We start from the raw sequence: 17,123 nt of genomic DNA, 5'->3' as shown, positions 1-17,123 counted from the left end.
CCCGGCCGGTGTCCCGCCCCCGGAGGAGCCGGGGGAGGGGGCCGGGTGCGGCTGCCGGAGCCGGTGCACGCGACGCGCCCGTGGCGACGCCGCCTCGAAGCCGCGTCACGTCGAGGAGGGGTGCCGACTGCCCGCCGCTCACTTGTCGACGAGCACGATGTCCTCGATGTCGCGGGTGAGCTTCACGGTGTTGTCGGTGACCGTGACGATGTGCTGGAGGCCCCTGACGGATTCCTCCTGCTCGGGAACGTGGAACTCCTCGCCCTCGCCGGCGAGGTAGGCCGGGAAGCAGTTCAGCGACGGGCCGAAGAGGCGGATGTAGTCGGCGAGGCGCCGGAAGAGCTTCGGCAGGATCACCAGGTCGGTGGTGATCGAGGACAGGCCGGTGACGGTCGCCCCGGTCCTGGTCGCGTCCTTGGCCCAGACGCTGCCCGGGACCGCCGAGGTCCGCGCCTGCTTGGCCGTGTCGGCCATGTCGAGGCGCAGTTCCTGCGGAAGGTTGGTGTAGAAGGTGGGGTAGACGAGGCCGCGGCTGAGCAGGTGGTGGTTGGCGCTCTGGTTCACGAGGTTCACGTCGACGTCGATCCGATCGCCGTCCTTGGTGCCCGAGGGCAGCGGCCCCCGGCCGGCCATGGCGATACAGCGGCCGTAGGTGTCGGCGCCGCCGGCGAGGACGTAGCCGGGCACGGTCTCGGGAGTGGAGGCGGTGACCTTCTCGTCCTCGCCCTGGACGACGGTGGTGAATCCGAGCCACTTGAGCAGCTCGTCCCGGGCGGAGTGGGCTCCGTCGTCCAGCGGCTGGTTCACGAAGTCCGGCCCGACGCCCTGGTAGTGGGTCTCCAGCGCGTCGATGCCGTCCAGGCGCAGTTTGCCGCCGCCGCGGCTGTTCCGCGCCACCCGGTTCCTGCCGGGGACGTCGCACCAGAAGCCCGGGTCCTGGGGGGTGAAGTGGAGGGTGTCACCGTCCGGTTGGGTGCCCAGGATGCGGTACGTCCCCTTGATGAGCAGCATCGGCATGGCTGCCTCCCGTCGCTAGACTGCGACTCATTGTGAGTCCGTTCGTACGCAAACCCTAGGACCGGCTTCCGGCGAGTCGGTGGGCGGTCGGCGTGGCGTGTCACGGAGGATCCATACCTGACGTGCCGTCATCAGGCGCGCGGCCGGCTTCCATCGGGGCCTCGTTCGAGTCGAGCCGGGGGAGCCGCAGACGGAGGCCGCCCTGGTTCCGCCCCTGCCGGCGCTCAGCGGGAGACGCCGCCGGCGCGGGCGAGGGCGGTCATGGCGGCACGGGTCTTGGACTCCTGGCGGTCGGAGACGTGGAGGCCGCGCTCGCGCAGTGTCCGGGTGAGCAGCGCCTGTGTGGCGGAGGCCTCCGCGGGGCCGGTGCGGATGGAGAGTTCGAGGAAACGCAGGCCCTCGTCGCCGACGCTCCAGAGTTCGGCTGTGACCGGGTGGATCAGGTCCCGCAGGGAGGGCTTCCACTGGACGGAGTCGATCGGGCCGAGCGCGAGCAGGTCCTTCAGCCGGTCGGAGCCGAAGCCCGAGCGGTCGAGCAGGTCGCGCTGCTCGTCGGTCAGTTCGGGCTGGTTCGACTGCTCGTCGTCGGCGGTCGGCCGACGGTAGTCCCCGTCCGCCTTCAACGAGGCGGCCCAGACGCGGGTGCGGCCGGTCCAGTCCTCCTCGATCGTGAACTCCCATTCCCCCTGCTCCTGCGGCGTCTGCCAACCGGCCGGCAGCCGGTCGCGGTCGCAGGGACGGAGCTTCACCGTCAGATCGTCCTTGTCCGACTTCTTGGCCTTCCGCAGGCGGATCACCAGTCCGTCGTCGAGCAGCGGCAGTTCGACCCCGCCGTTGACGTGCCGCGGACTGTCCCAGAAGTGGATGGTGCGGTGTTTTCCCTCGTCGGGGTCCAGCTCCAGGGTCTCGCAGGCGGCCTCGGTCGCCTCGCCCGACACGGTGACCTTGATCTCGACGTCCGCGTTCTCGACAGTGTGCGCCATGCACCCCTTATCCCGTCCGGAGGGTGCTCGCGCAACGACCGTCGCTCGGGACACCGGACATGGCCACACGATCGGAGGAGAGGGCGCGGCCGGTCGGGTGACGAACGGTCGGGCCGCCGCGGCAGCGTGCGGACGCCGTGCGGAACACGCTGAGAGCGGTCGCTGTCGCTGTCGTCGAGCACGAGACGCGGGATCGGTGAACGCACGCCTGGCGGACGGGACGGCCGGCGCCACGGAGGGCTTCGGCCGCCGCGCCGACCCGGTGCACGTTCCCGGTCCGAGCACTACTCGCCGAGCGCGAGCCGGACTCCGAAGCCCACCACCACCGTGCCGGTGACCCGGTCCAGCAGCCGCTGGGCCTGCGGCTTGCGGATCCAGCCGCGGACCACCCGGGTGAAGGCGATCAGCACGGCGGACCAGGCCAGCCCCAGGGCGATGTGGATGCAGGTCAGCAGCAGGCCCGTGGTGAGGTGCGGGGCGCCCGGCGGGATGAACTGCGGCAGCAGGGCGACGTAGAAGGCACCCATCTTCGGATTGAGCAGGTTCGTCAGCGTGCCCTGACGCCAGCCGCCGGCCAGGGTGTCCTGGACCGCCACCCCGGCGGCCTCGTCCGGTTCGTGCAGGGCCGTCCGCCTGCGCCAGGTGTTGAGGACCATCCGGGCCCCCGTCCAGAGCAGGTAGCAGGCGCCCACCCAGCGCAGCACCTCGTACGCCAGGTGCGAGGCGGTGAGCAGGGCCGTGATGCCGAGCGAGGTGAAGGCGCCCCAGACCAGCGTGCCGGTCTGGATGCCGAGGACGACGCCCCAGGCCCGGCGGCGGCGCCCGAGTGCCGAGGTGCGCAGGATCAACGCGGTGTCCAGGCCAGGCGTGAGAGTCAGGAGACCGACGACCAGAGTGAAGGACCACAGTGCGGTGCTGAATGCCATGGGCACTCAGCCTATCGGTGCGGATCTCCCACCGGTGCAGCGCCCCTGCAGCCGGCCACCCCCGGCGGTACGGTGACCGCCGGCCGCTGGAGCGACGGATCCCGGGGGAAGGCGTCACCTGCTGTTTCGCACGCGGCAGTCGTGGGTCGCCCGGGGCCCGGGACGCTGTGGGGCAGGAAATCCTTCGGTTCACGCCTGAGGAGGGATCTTCATTTCCCGGGGGTCGCACCGCAGGATTTCCTGTCTGCCGGCGAAGCCTGGCCGGGGGCCGGGGGCCGGGGGCCGGGGGCAGGCGGTGGGGCGGTGACGAGCCGGCCCGGGTAGCGCAGGAACAGGGGATGACGAGCGGAGCCGTGACGGCCCCTTCGATTCCAGTCGTCCGCATCAGTACCAGACTCGGCAGCCCGCCTCCGAGCGACTCCACTGCCACCGTTCCGCCGTCGCGGACGTGAGCGGCATGCCGTGGACGAAGGCACAGGATCGGGCATTCGGCTGTGCCGGGCTCACGATGTCGCCGAGACATGGCAGCGCCCGAGTCGGTCGGGTGGTCGTCGTTCGAGACCGGGGGCTTGCCTGCGCTGCCCACCTGGACGACTGGGCACGACCGGATCGGAACGGAATGAACACCAGGCTTCGACGTAGGTCGGAGCCGACGGCAGAAGGGTTATGACACCTCGAATATGCTCATTCCATGACGGTGTCGAGTACCTTCACGCATCCTCGCTGGGGACTCCAGTTCCACTGGTGGGCGGTAGATCCGCTCGGCCGAGTCGGTTTGTTCTACTCCGCGTTCGGCCCGGTGCCCTCGGCGGCGAACGCCCATGAAAGGGCCCTGGATGAGGCGACGGCCTGGGCCAGGTCGCGGTATCCGGAGTGGTTCGATGCGGGGTGCGTGGCGGATGACTGTCCGCAGCACTGCGTCGTCGAGCTGGCACGGGCGCCCTATCTGTTCATCTGGGACGAGGAGTACGACGATCGCTACACGCGATACGGCGTGCCGACGCAGCCGCTCTTGGTGTCCGAGCTGCCTGCGGCACCGGCCGCTGCCGTGCGGCTCGTCGAGGTCGACTTTCCCTTCGACCAGGCCGCACGGATCGACCTGGGATACCCCAGAGGCCGAGAGGTCCTGTCGGCTTCGGCGCTCACCCCCTGGACGTCCTGCCAACGGCATCCGGACGGGCCGAGCCGCACACCGTAGGCGAGCTTCGGCGCCTCGTGAAGTCGATCCACTCCGCCGTGTGACGCTGCTAGCGTGGAGCGTCCAGGTCCGCCCGTCAGGCGCCGCCCTCCTTCCGGAACCGCTTGGCGAGCGCCGGGTCCGACTCCCACCACAGGCCCTGCCCCTGCCCACCGGACTCACCGGCGGGTTCGGCGGCTCGGGTGCTCCGGAGTTCGGGGGCGACTTCAGCCCGTACCCGGAACATCAGACCGGGGACGGCGTGGAACAGGGCGCCGGTCAGCAGGACGGCTGCCACCGCGTAGATCGCGGGGACCGCGATGCCGGCCAGGAGCGGGAGCAGTATCGCGACGGCCAGTCCGGTGCTGCGGGAGGTGACCAGGACTTCCCGGCCCTCGACCACCTCCACGGTCACCGTGTTGGAGCGGGTGCCGTCCTTGGCGGTGACCCGCACCGTGTGGGCGCCGGCGGCCACCGGGAACCGCGCGGTGCTCCCGTGCCCGACCTGGCCGACCCTTGCCCCGTCGACGGTCACGCCGAAGGCGCCCCTCGCCCGGCGGATCCCCGGCGGCTCCGCATGCACCACGACCGTCCCGGTCATCAGCCCCCCATGTGATGATCATGTGTGAAGTGGCGCCCATCATAGGGGCGATGATCGCGTTCCGCGCTCAGCGGGTCGGCCCTGCATGACGGTGCGGGTGGCGTCGTCGTCTGCCGTGGTGATGCGTCCGGGACGGCCACCTGCCGGTGGTTGTCACCGGAGGCGTTCCCGTGCTGCCCGCTCGATGCCGCCCCGACCGGCCCCTGCGCCGATCCGGCCTGCACCTACGCCGGCGTTTGCGCCTCGGCATCCGCCTCGTACGCGGCACGCGCCTCCAGCAGGTGGGCGAGGTGCTCACGGGTCCAGGCACAGGTGACGTCCATCGGCCCGAGCAGCGAGCGGCCGAGCGGCGTCAGCCCGTACTCGACGCGTGGCGGGTTCTCGGCGTACTCGGTGCGGCTGACGGCGCCGTCGCGTTCCATCGCGCGCAGCGACTCGGTGAGCACCTTGGCCGTGATCCCGTGCAGCGGCACCTTGAGTTCGGAGAAGCGGCGCGGGCCGCCCTCCAGGCAGCGCATGATCTTCCAGGACCACTTCCTGCTGCCCAGCACCGGCACCGCTTCGACCGGGCAGGACGGGTCGAAGAAGTCCGGGGTCAGCGGTTCGATCGCGGTCTGCGTCATGCCTGCGACGGTAGCCGACCGGCCAGCCGGGGCGGCGCCGATATCGTTGAAGTAACCGGCACCTCCCGGTCTACCGTCTCGGCAACGGCGGGCGACAGCGCCCCCGTTCGGAACGAGCAGGCAGGGGCGATCGTGAGCAGCAACACCACCGTCGACATCAACCGGACCGTGGCAGACGTCGTGGTCTTCGGCGCGGGCGGGCAGGTCGGTCGGGCCGTCGTCGCCGAGGCCCGCGAGCGCGGCCTGACCGTCACCGCGGCCGTCCGGGACGAGGCCCGCCACGCGGACCTCGTCGCAGAAGGGGTCGCGCTCGTGCGCTGCGACGTGACCGACGCCGACGCGGTGGCGGCCGTCGCCGCCGGGCACCGGCTCGCGGTGAGCTCCGTCTACACGCCGGACGTCCCCTCGCAGGAGTTCTACCGCGCCGCCACCACCGCCCTCGCCGACGGGCTCGGTCGAGCCGCCACCGGCCGGCTGGTCAGCATCGGCGTCGCGACCACGCTGGAGACCGCACCGGGCGTCCGTGTGCTCGACGCCCCCGAGTTCCCGGACGCGCACCGGACGTTCTCGCTCGGCCACGCCGTCGCCCTGGACGTGCTGCGCGCCGTCGGCCCCGCCCTGGACTGGGTGGTCGTCACCCCGCCCCTCGACCTCGACCGGACGGCCCCGCGCACCGGCCGCTACCGGTCCGGCGGCCCGCAGGTCCTCGGTACCCGGATCGCCCAAGCCGACCTCGCCGTGGCCGTGGTCGACGAGCTCACCGAGCCCCGCCACCACCGTGAGCAGATCGCCGTGGCCGAGTAGAGCGGCGGCACGGGGGCGTTGTCGGTACCGGGGCGTTGTCGGTACGGGGGGAGGGAAGCTGATCAGGCGCGGCCCGGGCGCCGGCCGCCCACCTGCTCGACCGGGCGGTCGCACTCCGGCAGCCGCTCGGCTGCGAGGTGCACGCGACCGTGCCGGAGGTGTTCCCGCACGGTCGCGAAGGGGTACGGGGGATTGCGCCGGTCATCTGTCGGAAGGTGCGGCTGCGGGGCACCCGGTGGGGCTGCCGAGTTGCCGCGAATGAGGGAGCGCTCCCATTCGTGGCCGATCACGGCGGCGGATGATCGAGAAAACTGCTCGCGCGTCAGGGATTACGCCGGGGCCGCCGCTTGGCTACGCTCTACCCCGATCGCGGGAGCGCTCCCACGACCATCTCGACCGTCCTGGATTCTCTCCCACCCGAGAGCACGCGGAGACACCAATGAGCACCCCCGAGCCCGTCCGGCACGCCGTTCCCTCCCCCGGAGGCCGCGCCGCCGAAGCGCAGCCCCCAGCATCCCGGCGCGGCCGCACCGCCCTGCTGGCACTGGCCGCCGGAGCCGCGGCCGGAGCAATGCTGCTCGCCACCCAGACCGGCGCCGGCGCCGCCGTCCAGGGCAGCCTGGCCGGCGGAACCCAGTTCTACAAGGACCCGGCCTCCCAGGTCGTCAAGTGGGTCGCCGCCAACCCGAACGACTCCCGCACCTCCGTGATCTCCAAGCGCGTGGCCAGCCAGCCGCAGGGCATCTGGTTCGCCAACTACCGCCCCGACACCGTCACGTCGGATGTCCGGACGATCACCACGGCGGCCGCCGGGGCAGGTCAGGTACCGGTGCTGGTGGTCTACGAGATCCCGAACCGCGACTGCGGCGGTGCCTCCGCCGGCGGCGCCCCCGACCTCGCCTCGTACGACGCGTGGGTGGGCAAGTTCGCGGCCGGCCTCGGCAGCGGCCCCTCGCTGATCGTCCTGGAGCCGGACTCGATCGCCCTCACCACCTGCCTGTCCGCCCAGCAGCAGAGCGACCGCTTCGCCTCCCTCTCGCGGGCCGGCGCCACCATCCACGCCGCCGCCCCCAACGCGAAGGTCTACCTGGACGGCGGCCACTCCACCTGGAACAGCGCCGCCACGCAGGCCGACCGACTGCGCAGCGCCGGCATCCTGGCCAACGCCAACGGCTTCTTCACCAACGTCTCCAACTTCAACACCACGGCAGGCGAGGTCGGTTACAGCAAGTCGGTGCTGTCCGCCCTCGGCAACCCCGGCAACCTGCACGCCGTCATCGACACCAGCCGCAACGGCAACGGCCCGGCGGGCGGCGGCGCCTGGTGCGATCCGGCCGGCCGCGCGATCGGCAACTACCCGACCGCCGCCACCGGTGACGCCTCGATCGACGCCTTCCTCTGGGTGAAGCCCCCGGGTGAGGCCGACGGCTGCGCCGCCGCCGCGGGCACCTTCTCGGCGGACGTCGCCTACCAGTTGGCCGCCAACGCACCGGACCCGAGCCCTCAGCCGACGGCGACGCCCACCGCCACGCCCACCGCCACGGTGACCCCGACGCCGACCGCGACGCCCACGGCGACCGCGACCCCGACGGCGACCCCGACCGCGACGGCCACGCCGACGGCCGGTACCGCCGCCTGCTCGATCGCGTACCGGACCAACTCGTGGAGCACCGGCTTCACCGCCGACGTCACGGTCAAGAACACCGGCACGGCCCCGATCAGCAGCTGGACCCTCAAGTGGACCTACGGCGGCGACCAGAAGGTCACCGGCTTCTGGAACACCAAGATCACCCAGTCGGGTGCGACCGTCACCGCCACCGACCTCGGCTACAACGGCACCCTCGCCGCAGGCGCCTCGACCGGCTTCGGCTTCCAGGGCACCTACAGCGCCGCCAACCCCACTCCCACCGCGTTCACCCTGAACGGATCTGCCTGCACGACTGTCTGACGCAGAATCAGTGAACGCCGCCGCCGACCGGGGACCGTCCGGTCGGCGGCGGCATCATGTCGGGGGACCGGACCGGACCGGACCGGACCGGGTGCCCGGGTGCGGACTCCGACGCCGTCCAAGGGCTATGTCCCGTTCGGACCGCGCTGCTCGGCCTCGGTGCGTTCGACCGACTGCTTGCTCCTCATCGTGGCGTGGCGGTCGTCCTCCAGGACTCGGCGCCGCCGTTCGAGGGTGTCCCGGGCCAGGGCGTGGTCCGCCTGCGTCTCGCCCAGGTCGGCCAGTTGGAGGCTGAGGTCCTCGGGACGAAGTTCCCCCCCGGGGGCCCAGTCCCAGTGGTCCAGCTCGGTGGTGTGCCCGGCGTCTTCCAGATGCCAGGCCAGCCATTCCGCCCAGGCCCGGTCCGGCCCGGCATGGCTGATGAAGAAGTCCACCTGCCGCTGCCCGCGCTCGTCGCCCATCCAGCCTCCCCGCCCGACGCCACTGCTCGAACCGTCTTACGCCACCGGACCTTCCGTTGCCAGCAGGGCCTGCGGCGACTGACAGGCTGGCATTCCCCTACCTATCGGCCCGTTGCGAACCGGTGCCAGGCATGGGTGCATCCGCCGGCGCAGAACCGCTCCCGGCGGCGTTTGTCGGCCACTCCGAGCAGGGCCACCAGCAACCGGAATGCCTTCACCCGCTCGTCCTGCGGTAGGTTGATGATCTTTGTCAGCTGTGCCGGCAGCTGCCCGCGCGTGATCAGGACCGCCGGAGTATGGGTCGGCCGGATACCGGCCACACGGACGCTCTCGGGGCCGTCCTCCACCGTCGCGCGGGCCTGGATGCAGAACCCGCTCAGGTCCCGCAGGACCTCGAACTGCTCGTCGGCGGCGAGTCCCTCGAACCACTCGACACCCCGGACGAGCGGACGCAGTCCCTGCGCGAGCTCGTTCAGTCCGACCGTGCGTTCGTCCATCCACCCACTCCACGATTCAGTTCGGGCCGGCACCTGTGCAGGGTATCGAAGCAGCTCGCGAGGCATCCTTCCTCGGGAGCGGCCCAGACGGTGAGGTCGAACGAACGGTCAACGCTCTCGTTTCCGCGTCACTGTCGCTGCGGCCCGGCTGTGGCTCCGCCCGTGAGACCTTCCGGATCACATCTCCTCGGCGAAGCGCAGGACGGGGCGGTTGGCGGAGGTGTACTCGTCCGCGATGTTGAACACGCTGGCACAGCGAGGACATTCGGCCTTCCCGAAGAGAAGGGCGATTCCCGCGGCGAGCGCTTCCTCCCCGTCGCGGACGGCCGTCTCGTACATCCAGCGTCCAGTGCCGGAGAGCTCCTGGTGGGATGCCGGCCGCAGGTCGCGCCGGTCCACGTCCCCCAGGTTCCAGTCCCGTATCGCCGAATGATGTCCGTAGTCGCCGATCGCGATGGTCACCTCCACGAGGCAGTGGGGGCAGTTCACCTCGTAGAAGTCGTCGGTGCAGTCGCCCAGGACGGCGCTCCAGTGGTACTGCCCCTTGGCCGCGAGCGCGGCGCAGAAGCTCGCGAGGTAGTCGGTCGGCCGTGATTGCAGATGGCGGGTCAGCAGCCCGTCGAACTCGGCGATCGCACCGGCACAGGCCGCCAGCAGATCGTCGCAGCCGTGGGCTCCGGCCGCGCGCTGCACGATTGTTCCGGCCAGTCCACGCGCCTGTTCGCTCCTCCGGGCAAGTCGTACCAAGCGCGGGAAGGCCGCGAAGCTGGCGGGAAAGAGGAGGTCGTGCTCAAGACACAGCCGGTATCCCAACTCCTCCCAGGCCTCGGCGTCGTCCTCGCCTTCCACCCGGTCCAGAAGTCCAGGAACGCGATCGACATCCCCGTAGCAGTCCCGCATCCGCGCCCAGTTCACCACGTAGGCATTCAATCGCCTTCAGGTAGCCCAGGTGAACAGCCCTGCAATCCATCGGACAGGCCCCAGGAGCGTTCGGGGTTGTCATCGTGCCTCTCCCCGGTCTGCCGGGCGCTGCCGGCTACGGACCTCTCCAGCCTCGTTCGAGCGGGAGGCGGCACTGTGGCCTCCCAGCCATGCCCGTCGGCCGCGGCGGAACGAAGGTGAGAGCAAGTTGTTCCGGCACACCGGCACAGTCGTCTGCCTGGCCACCTGGCCACCTGACGGCCTGACCGCCTGACCGCCGGACCACGAGCGATCACCGAAGCCGGCCCGTACCGCGGCGGACCGCGGGGCGGGCCGGGCCGGCGCGCTCGTACCGACGTCCGACCGCAGGCGGCACCGGCGTGGCAGTCACGGACCGCCGGGGCCCGCCCTGCGGACCTTCCCAAGGAGGCCCTTCATGTCCACCAGGTCCCCGCTCACGGTCGCCGTCGGCGACTGGAGCGCCCGGCACCGCAAGACCGCCGTCCTCGGCTGGCTGCTCTTCGTCGTCCTGGCCACGACGCTCGGCAGCATGGCCGGCAGCCGCAGCATCACCGACGCCGACAACGGGGTCGGCGAGTCCGGGCGGGCCGTACGCGCCCTGGCTGCGGCCGGGCTGGCGCAGCCCGCCGCGGAGTCCGTGCTCGTCCAGGCCGACGGCTTCGGCGCCACCGACCCGCGTTTCCACGCGATCGTGGACGCCACCGTCGCCGCCGTCACCGCGACGGGCCGGGTCGACGCGGTGCAGAGCCCCTACACCAGCGGTGCGGTGTCCGCCGACGGGCACTCCGCGCTGGTGGCCTTCGTGATGACCGGTGACCCCGACACGGCGGGTGACCGGGTGCAGCCGGTCCTCGACGCGGTCACCGAGGTCCAGCGGGCGCATCCCGACGCGCTGGTCGTCGAGTACGGCACGGCCGGGGCGCAGAAGTCGTTCAACGACGTCTTCGCCTCCGACTTCGCCGGCGCGGAGTGGACGGCGGTGCCGCTGGCGCTCGGCATCCTGCTGGTGGTCTTCGGCGCCGCGGTCGCCGCCGTGCTGCCGGTCGTGCTGGCCGTCACCGCCTTCATGGGCGCCTTCGGCCTGGTCGCGCTGACCACCCGGTTCATCCCGACCAGCAACGACGCGACCTCCGTGATGCTGCTGGTGGGCCTCGCGGTCGGCGTCGACTACTGCCTGTTCTACCTCGTCCGCGAGCGCGAGGAGCGTCGTGCCGGACACGATCCGCAGACCGCGCTGCGTACCGCCGCGGCGACCTCGGGCCACTCGGTCCTGGTCTCCGGCCTGACGGTGACGGCCGCCATGGCCGGGCTGTTCCTGACCGGGATCGCCGACATGCGGGCCATGGCCGTGTCCACCATCGTGGTGGTGCTGGTCGCGGTGCTCGGCTCGCTGACCGTGCTGCCCGCGCTGCTGTCGATGCTGGGCGACCGGGTCGACCGGCTGCAGGCGCCGCTGATCGGCCGGATGCGCCGCACCGCCCCCGAGGGCGGCGGCCGACTGTGGGCGCCGCTGCTGCGCCGGGTGCTGGCCCGGCCGCTGGCCTTCGCCCTTGCCGCCACCGTCGCACTGCTGGCCCTAGCGGTGCCGGTGGCGGGCATGAGGACCGCCTCGCTGACGGCCGCCCAGGAACTGCCCGCCGACAACCCGGTGGTGCACAACGGGGAGCTGATCGCCCGCGCCTTCTCCGGCAGCCCGCTGCCGGCCACCGTCGTCGTCCGCACTCCCGACCCCCGGGGCCCTGCGGTGACCGAGGCCTTCACGCGGTTCCGGCAGGCCGCGCTGGCCACCGGCAGGCTGCACGAGCCGATCACCGAGACCGCGTACCCGGACAAGGGCCTGGTGGTGATCTCGGTGGTGCTCGACGGCGCCGGGACCGACGCGCCGAGCGTCGCCGCGCTCAAGGCGCTGCGCGGTGAGGTGATCCCGGCGACCCTCGCCGCGGTGGACGGGGCCGAGGTCGACGTCGCCGGAGCCACCGCGGCCTCGGTGGACTTCAGCGACCGGCTCTCCCGCAGCGCCCTTCCGGTCTTCGCCTTCGTCCTGACCCTGGCCTTCGTGCTGATGCTGGTCGCGTTCCGGTCCGTGGTGGTGGCGATCACCGCCGCCGTGCTCAACCTGCTCTCGGTCGGTGCCGCGTACGGCGCGCTGACGCTGGTCTTCCAGCACGGCTTCGCCGCGTCGCTGATCGGCGCGCGCACGGTCGGCGCGATCTCGTCCTGGTTGCCGCTGTTCCTCTTCGTCATCCTGTTCGGCCTGAGCATGGACTACCACGTGTTCGTGGTCTCCCGGATCAAGGAGGGCCACGACCACGGCCTGGACACCCGCACCGCGATCGCCCGCGGGATCGGCAGCACGGCCGGGGTCGTCAGCAGCGCCGCACTGATCATGGTCGGCGTCTTCGCCATCTTCGGCGCGCTCTCGGTCACCTCGTTGAAGGAGGTCGGCGTCGGCCTCGCGGTCGCGGTGCTGATAGACGCCACCGTGATCCGCGGGGTGTTGCTGCCCGCCGTCATGGCACTGCTGGGCGAACGCAACTGGCGGCGCGCCGACCGCCACCTCGGCCCGCCACCCGCGGCGCGGGTGCAGGACCCGGCGAGCCCCACGGTCGTCGTCGGCTCGGGCTGAGCCGCTGTCGGGATCCGCGTGCTCCACGGCGCCGACCGACCGTCCCCGCGCCGCCGCGCACGGGGGCGGTCGGCCCCGTCCGGGCGTCCGAATCATGAGATCTTCATGCGCCGACCATTGCACTCTCATGGCGGACTGCTTCGCCTGTCACTGTCGGTCGCCCCGGCCGGAATGTGACAGTTGCGGCGTCGGAGAACTCGACACACCCTCAAGCCCGGACGCGTCTCGGGTAGACAGTCGATGGAGGAACAATGGAGATCGGGATTCTGGGGCCCCTGTCGGCCGAAGTGAACGGCCGTTCGGTTGTTCCCAGCGCCGGCAAGCCGCGCCAGGTGCTGGCCCTGCTCGCGGTCTACGCCAACCAGGTCGTCCCCGTCCCCACCCTGATCGAGGAGATCTGGGGCAGCAACATCCCCAGGAGCTCGCTCACCACCCTGCAGACCTACATCCTCCAGCTGCGTCGACTGCTCTCCGCCGCGTACGGCGGGGACAACCCGGGCGTCGCCAAGGGCATCCTCGTCACCCGGCACCGCGGGTACCTGCTGGAGCTCCAGCCGGGCGCCGTCGACGTCCAGCGGTACGACCGGCTGGTCGCCGAGGGACATGCGCTCTTCCACGCCGGGGAGGACGCCGAGGCGGTGCGCCTGTTCACCCGGGCGCTCGGCCTGTGGCGCAGCGTGCCCGGCCTGGTGGACGTGCCGGTCGGCTCGGTCCTGGAGATCGAGCTCGCCCGCCTCGAGGAGAGCCGGCTGGGCGTGCTGGAGTGCCGCATCGAGGCGGAGCTGAGACTCGGCCGCCACGCTGAACTGCTCACCGAACTGGTCGAGCTGACGGCACGTCATCCGTTGAACGAGCAGTTGCACGCCCAGTGCATGACGGCGTTCTACCGGTCGGGCAAGCAGTGGCGGTCGCTGGAGATCTACCAGCGGTTGCGCCACCGGATCGTCGAGGAGCTGGGCATCGAGCCGTGCGCCGGCCTGCAGCGGCTGCATCAGGCCATCCTCTCCGCCGATCCGAGCCTCGACGCGACGGACCTGCGGGAGCGCCCGCTGCTGGAGATGTTCGCGGCCTGACCGCAGGCGCCGCGGCAGCCGCCGTGTCAGGGACGGCGGCGGTCGCGGCGGCTGCGGCGGTCGCGGTTCGGGACCGCCACCGCTTCGCAGGCCGCCGTGCGCGCGGCTCCGCCGCCACCCGCCCACCCCGGAACCCGCGACCCGGGCACCGAAAGGACTTCCATGGCAGACGCAGCGCGACTCTCCACCGCGCACGGGGTCGACCTCCTCCTGGACGCCAACAGCGCCTTCGGCCTGCTCGTCGACCTGGCCGTCTGGCCGCAGCTGTTTCCCGCGGTGATCCACACCGAACTGCTGGAAGAGGTCGGGACCCGCCAGCTGGGCCGGATCTGGTCCGTCGCGGACGGGTGCCCCCGGATGTGGGCCTCGGCCCGGACCCTGGACTGGGACCGGCGCAGCATCGGCTTCCGGCGGCTCGGGTCCGTCGACCCGCCCGCCTTCGTCAGCGGGGAGTGGCGGGTCGTGGACCGCGGCAACGGCCGCTGCCGGGTGATGCTGCGCCAGGACTCGACCGCCGAGGTCGCGAGCCGTGCCAAGGAGGCGGTGCTGAGGGAGCAGCTCGGCGCCGCGAGTGTGGAGCAGTTGCAGGCGCTGGGCGTGTCCGTGCACACCGGCTCGGTCCACGCCGACCTGCAGATCTCGGTGGCCTCGACGGCCCTGCTGCCCGGCGGCTCCGCGGGGCGGGCGATCGCCCTGTGCGAGCAGGAGGCGCTGTGGCGACGGCTGCCGCTGGCCGGCGCGCGTGTCCGTGCGGAGAGCGGCCCGTGGGTCGCGGACGGCCATCGGGTGACGTGCGTCGATCTCGGCCCGGCGGAGCCGGAGGACCGCCGCCCGGCCCGCCGGATCATGCAGATCGCCCCCTTCGGCGCGCACGAGCTCGTCTTCAAGGAGCTGGACCCGCCACCCTCCGTCGCCGCGCACACCGGCCGCTGGACGGCGGATCCGACGGGCCCGGGGAGTGTCGCGGTGACCGTGCGCCGCGTCGTCACCCTGGACGCGGTGGGGCTGTTCGCCCAGTTCGGACCGGATGTGACGCTGCCTCGGGCCAGGGAGCAGCTGCGGGCGGCGATCCTGGCCGAGGACGCGCTGCTGCTGGAGGGACTGCGGGACGCGGCCCCCGGGACCGGCGGGGGGCGCTCGTGAGGCGGGCGCTCCGGCTCTGCCGCCGCCTGCTGTTCGCCGTCCTGGACGGGCTGGCCGTCCTGGGGGCGATGAGCACCCTGGTACCTCCCGGCGACTGGCAGGGCAGTTTCACGGCCGGCCTCCCCGCCGCCCCGCGCCGCCTGCGCGGGCCCGCCACCGGGCACCCGGAGAGTGTCTGCGCGGATGTCCCGCTGTCCGAGACCGAGTCGCACCTCGCGGCGCAGCTCGTCGAACTCACCGCCCTGTGGCCGGTGCTCCGGCGGGGCCCCGACGGACCCTAGGGCGTGCCCGGTCCGGCGCGAGCCGCGCTCCAGCGGGCTGGCGCAGAGTGGCACGGCCGGATCCGTCTCCGGCCCGGGGCCCCCGGATCCGCTCACCGCAGAGGTTCGCATGATCTCCGAGAACACCTTCATCCGCATCGTCCGCGACGACCTGTCCCTGCCGCTGAACGGCATCGACCTGTCGGCAGGGCTCCCCGCCGAGGCCAGGGTCACCTGGGACTCGCTGCACGTGCTGCGGCTGGTCGCCGCGGTGGAGAAGGAGACCGGGGTCCGCCTCCCGGTCGGCCCGCTGCTGGCGGACAAGCGCATCAGCGCGATCTACGGCGCCCTGTCCGCGTCGGCCTGAGCGCAGAGCCTGCCCCCACCAGGAAGGAAGCTGACATGTCCGACCAGTTGACGGTCCCGACCTCGGCCGTCGAGGGCATCGGGACCTCGGCCCACGGTCTGCCGACCATCCACGCGGCGTTCGCCGCGCGGACCGCCGAGTGCCCGGAGGCGACCGCGATCGTCTTCCGCGGCGAAGCCATCAGCTACCGCACGCTCGACGCCGCGGCGGGCGAGTACGCGGCCCGGTTGGCCGAGTTCGGGGTCGGCCCCGGCGACGTGGTGCCGGTGCGACTGCCGCGCTCCGCGCAGCAGGCCGCGGTGCTGCTCGCCGTACTGGCGACCGGTGCGGCCTACGCCGCCTTCGACCACCGCTGGCCCGCCGAGCGCGTGGCCGGGCTGCTGGACCGGATACAGCCGAAGGTCCTCGTCTCGGACGCCCCGGTCGAGGGCCCGGCCGTGCCGCGCTGGCAGCCGCCCGCGGAGCCGCTGACGGCTGCCACCGGACGCGGCGGCCGGACCGGCCCCGTCGTCGTCGGCCCGGCCGACCCGGCCTGCGTCTTCTTCACCTCCGGCACCACCGGCGTGCCGAAGGGCGTGCTCTCCCCGCACTCGGCCACCACCCGCCTGTTCGGCGCGGACGGGCTGCCGGGCTACGCGCGGGGACGGGCCACCCTGCAGGCGGCGCCCTGTGCCTGGGACGCGTTCAGCCTGGAGCTGTGGGGCATGCTCACCTCCGGCGGGACGGTCGTGATCTGCGAGGACGACTACCTGCTGCCGGGCGTGCTGCGCGACGCCGTCGCGGACCACGGCGTGACCACGGTGTTCCTCACCACCTCCCTGTTCAACCTGTTCGTGGACATGGACCCGGACTGCTTCGCGGGCATGCGCGAGGTGTACACCGGCGGCGAACGCCACTCCGTCGCGCACGTCGGGCGCTTCCTGGCCCGGCATCCGGAGATCCGCCTCTTCAACGCCTACGGCCCGGTCGAGGACTGCATCTTCGCCACCACGCACGAGCTCGGGACGGACGACCTGGCCACCCCGGGCGGGTTGCCGATCGGCACGCCCGTCGCCGCCACCGAGGTGTTCGTACTGGCGGGGGAGAGCGTCGCCGCCACCGGCGAGGAGGGCGAGATCTGCATCGGCGGCGCCGGGCTCGCGATCGGCTACCTGGGCCTGCCGGAGCTGACCGAGGAGAAGTTCCCGACCCTGCTGCTGGACGGCCGCCCGGTGCGCGTCTACCGGACCGGCGACCTGGGCCTGGTGGACGGGAGCGGGGTGCTGCACTACCGCGGCCGGTCCGACCGGCAGGTGAAGGTCCGCGGCTACCGGATCGAACTCGGTGAGATCGAGGCCGCGGCCGTCCACACCCCCGGGATCGGCCGCGCCGTGGCCGTTCCGGTCCCCGGCACCACCGCGGCCTGGGCGCGGATCGCCCTCTTCTACACGGTCGCCGGCACCGGCGTCACCGCCGAGGAGACGCCGGCCGAGGACGCCACGCCGGAGGACCCGGCGGGGCTGGCCACGACGCTCGCCGTCGCGCTGCCCGCCTACCTGGTACCGGAGGTCGTCCGGGTGGTCGCCGGGTTCCCGATGACGCCCAACGGCAAGATCGACGAGAGGGCGCTGCTCGCCACCCTGGACTGAGAGCGGGAGGCCCTGAGCCCGCGCGGACGGCGGCGCGCCCCGGTCCC

Annotated in this window: 17 protein-coding genes; 9 read left to right on the top strand and 8 right to left on the bottom strand. The window is 72.4% G+C overall.

The features are described 5' to 3' along the window. Positions 1-138: 138 nt before the first annotated feature. The 3 genes from ACFTWP_RS24165 to ACFTWP_RS24155 form a co-directional block, all read right to left on the bottom strand. The gene (locus ACFTWP_RS24165) at positions 139-1,017 is read right to left on the bottom strand and encodes a nuclease (RefSeq protein ID WP_380266806.1); all 879 of its coding nucleotides are present in this window, start codon (positions 1,015-1,017) and stop codon (positions 139-141) included. Between the two features lie 224 nt (positions 1,018-1,241). Continuing rightward, positions 1,242-2,000, bottom strand: a complete 759-nt coding sequence (locus ACFTWP_RS24160) for a hypothetical protein (RefSeq protein ID WP_380266805.1) — start codon at positions 1,998-2,000, stop codon at positions 1,242-1,244. 284 nt (positions 2,001-2,284) lie between these two features. Beyond that, positions 2,285-2,926, bottom strand: a complete 642-nt coding sequence (locus ACFTWP_RS24155) for a LysE family translocator (RefSeq protein WP_380266803.1) — start codon at positions 2,924-2,926, stop codon at positions 2,285-2,287. A gap of 691 nt (positions 2,927-3,617) precedes the next feature. On the opposite strand from ACFTWP_RS24155, the gene ACFTWP_RS24150 reads away from it, so the two are divergent. After that, complete coding sequence (locus ACFTWP_RS24150) at positions 3,618-4,124, top strand: hypothetical protein (RefSeq protein WP_380266802.1); 507 nt, start codon at positions 3,618-3,620, stop codon at positions 4,122-4,124. A 76-nt stretch (positions 4,125-4,200) separates the two neighbouring features. Here the strand turns inward: ACFTWP_RS24150 and ACFTWP_RS24145 are convergent, their stop codons facing one another. Both ACFTWP_RS24145 and ACFTWP_RS24140 read right to left on the bottom strand, forming a co-directional pair. Then, on the bottom strand, positions 4,201-4,704 hold the full coding sequence (locus tag ACFTWP_RS24145) for a hypothetical protein (protein ID WP_380266801.1): 504 nt from the start codon (positions 4,702-4,704) through the stop codon (positions 4,201-4,203). 224 nt (positions 4,705-4,928) lie between these two features. Beyond that, a complete protein-coding gene (locus ACFTWP_RS24140) occupies positions 4,929-5,327 on the bottom strand; it encodes a winged helix-turn-helix transcriptional regulator (RefSeq protein WP_380266800.1) in 399 nt (132 codons plus the stop codon). Positions 5,328-5,459: 132 nt separating this feature from the next. Between ACFTWP_RS24140 and ACFTWP_RS24135 the strand changes: the two genes are divergently transcribed. After that, positions 5,460-6,131, top strand: coding sequence for an NAD(P)-dependent oxidoreductase (locus ACFTWP_RS24135; protein WP_380266799.1), 672 nt, complete (start codon positions 5,460-5,462; stop codon positions 6,129-6,131). A 439-nt stretch (positions 6,132-6,570) separates the two neighbouring features. Further along, a complete protein-coding gene (locus ACFTWP_RS24130) occupies positions 6,571-8,079 on the top strand; it encodes a glycoside hydrolase family 6 protein (protein WP_380266798.1) in 1,509 nt (502 codons plus the stop codon). A 125-nt stretch (positions 8,080-8,204) separates the two neighbouring features. On the opposite strand, the gene ACFTWP_RS24125 is transcribed toward ACFTWP_RS24130, so the two are convergent. The 3 genes from ACFTWP_RS24125 to ACFTWP_RS24115 all read right to left on the bottom strand — a co-directional run bounded on the left by ACFTWP_RS24125 (position 8,205) and on the right by ACFTWP_RS24115 (position 9,955). Further along, positions 8,205-8,540, bottom strand: coding sequence for a toll/interleukin-1 receptor domain-containing protein (locus ACFTWP_RS24125; protein ID WP_380266796.1), 336 nt, complete (start codon positions 8,538-8,540; stop codon positions 8,205-8,207). A 101-nt stretch (positions 8,541-8,641) separates the two neighbouring features. Continuing rightward, entirely contained in the window at positions 8,642-9,037 is a 396-nt protein-coding gene (locus ACFTWP_RS24120) for a DUF5958 family protein (RefSeq protein WP_380266795.1), read from the bottom strand. Positions 9,038-9,214: 177 nt separating this feature from the next. Then, positions 9,215-9,955 carry a hypothetical protein gene (locus ACFTWP_RS24115; protein WP_380266794.1) on the bottom strand — a complete coding sequence of 247 codons (741 nt, stop codon included), beginning with the start codon at positions 9,953-9,955 and terminating at the stop codon, positions 9,215-9,217. A 439-nt stretch (positions 9,956-10,394) separates the two neighbouring features. Between ACFTWP_RS24115 and ACFTWP_RS24110 the strand changes: the two genes are divergently transcribed. The 6 genes from ACFTWP_RS24110 to ACFTWP_RS24085 all read left to right on the top strand — a co-directional run bounded on the left by ACFTWP_RS24110 (position 10,395) and on the right by ACFTWP_RS24085 (position 17,076). Continuing rightward, on the top strand, positions 10,395-12,605 hold the full coding sequence (locus tag ACFTWP_RS24110; RefSeq protein ID WP_380266793.1) for an MMPL family transporter: 2,211 nt from the start codon (positions 10,395-10,397) through the stop codon (positions 12,603-12,605). A gap of 251 nt (positions 12,606-12,856) precedes the next feature. Then, entirely contained in the window at positions 12,857-13,678 is an 822-nt protein-coding gene (locus ACFTWP_RS24105) for a BTAD domain-containing putative transcriptional regulator (RefSeq protein ID WP_380266792.1), read from the top strand. 162 nt (positions 13,679-13,840) lie between these two features. Then, positions 13,841-14,821: an SRPBCC family protein gene (locus ACFTWP_RS24100; RefSeq protein WP_380266791.1), complete on the top strand. Its 981-nt coding sequence runs from the start codon at positions 13,841-13,843 to the stop codon at positions 14,819-14,821. Beyond that, positions 14,818-15,102: a DUF6059 family protein gene (locus ACFTWP_RS24095; RefSeq protein ID WP_380266789.1), complete on the top strand. Its 285-nt coding sequence runs from the start codon at positions 14,818-14,820 to the stop codon at positions 15,100-15,102. The genes ACFTWP_RS24100 and ACFTWP_RS24095 overlap by 4 nt, the downstream gene beginning before the upstream one ends. Before the next feature lie 109 nt (positions 15,103-15,211). Continuing rightward, positions 15,212-15,448 carry a phosphopantetheine-binding protein gene (locus tag ACFTWP_RS24090; protein ID WP_380266787.1) on the top strand — a complete coding sequence of 79 codons (237 nt, stop codon included), beginning with the start codon at positions 15,212-15,214 and terminating at the stop codon, positions 15,446-15,448. Positions 15,449-15,483: 35 nt separating this feature from the next. Next, positions 15,484-17,076, top strand: coding sequence for an amino acid adenylation domain-containing protein (locus ACFTWP_RS24085; protein WP_380266785.1), 1,593 nt, complete (start codon positions 15,484-15,486; stop codon positions 17,074-17,076). Positions 17,077-17,123 lie beyond the last annotated feature (47 nt).

It is taken from the genome of Kitasatospora sp. NPDC057015 (assembly GCF_042673745.1).
Lineage (GTDB): Bacteria > Actinomycetota > Actinomycetes > Streptomycetales > Streptomycetaceae > Kitasatospora.
Note: the sequence above shows the minus strand (reverse complement) of the source record. Positions and strands in the feature narration are given on the sequence as shown.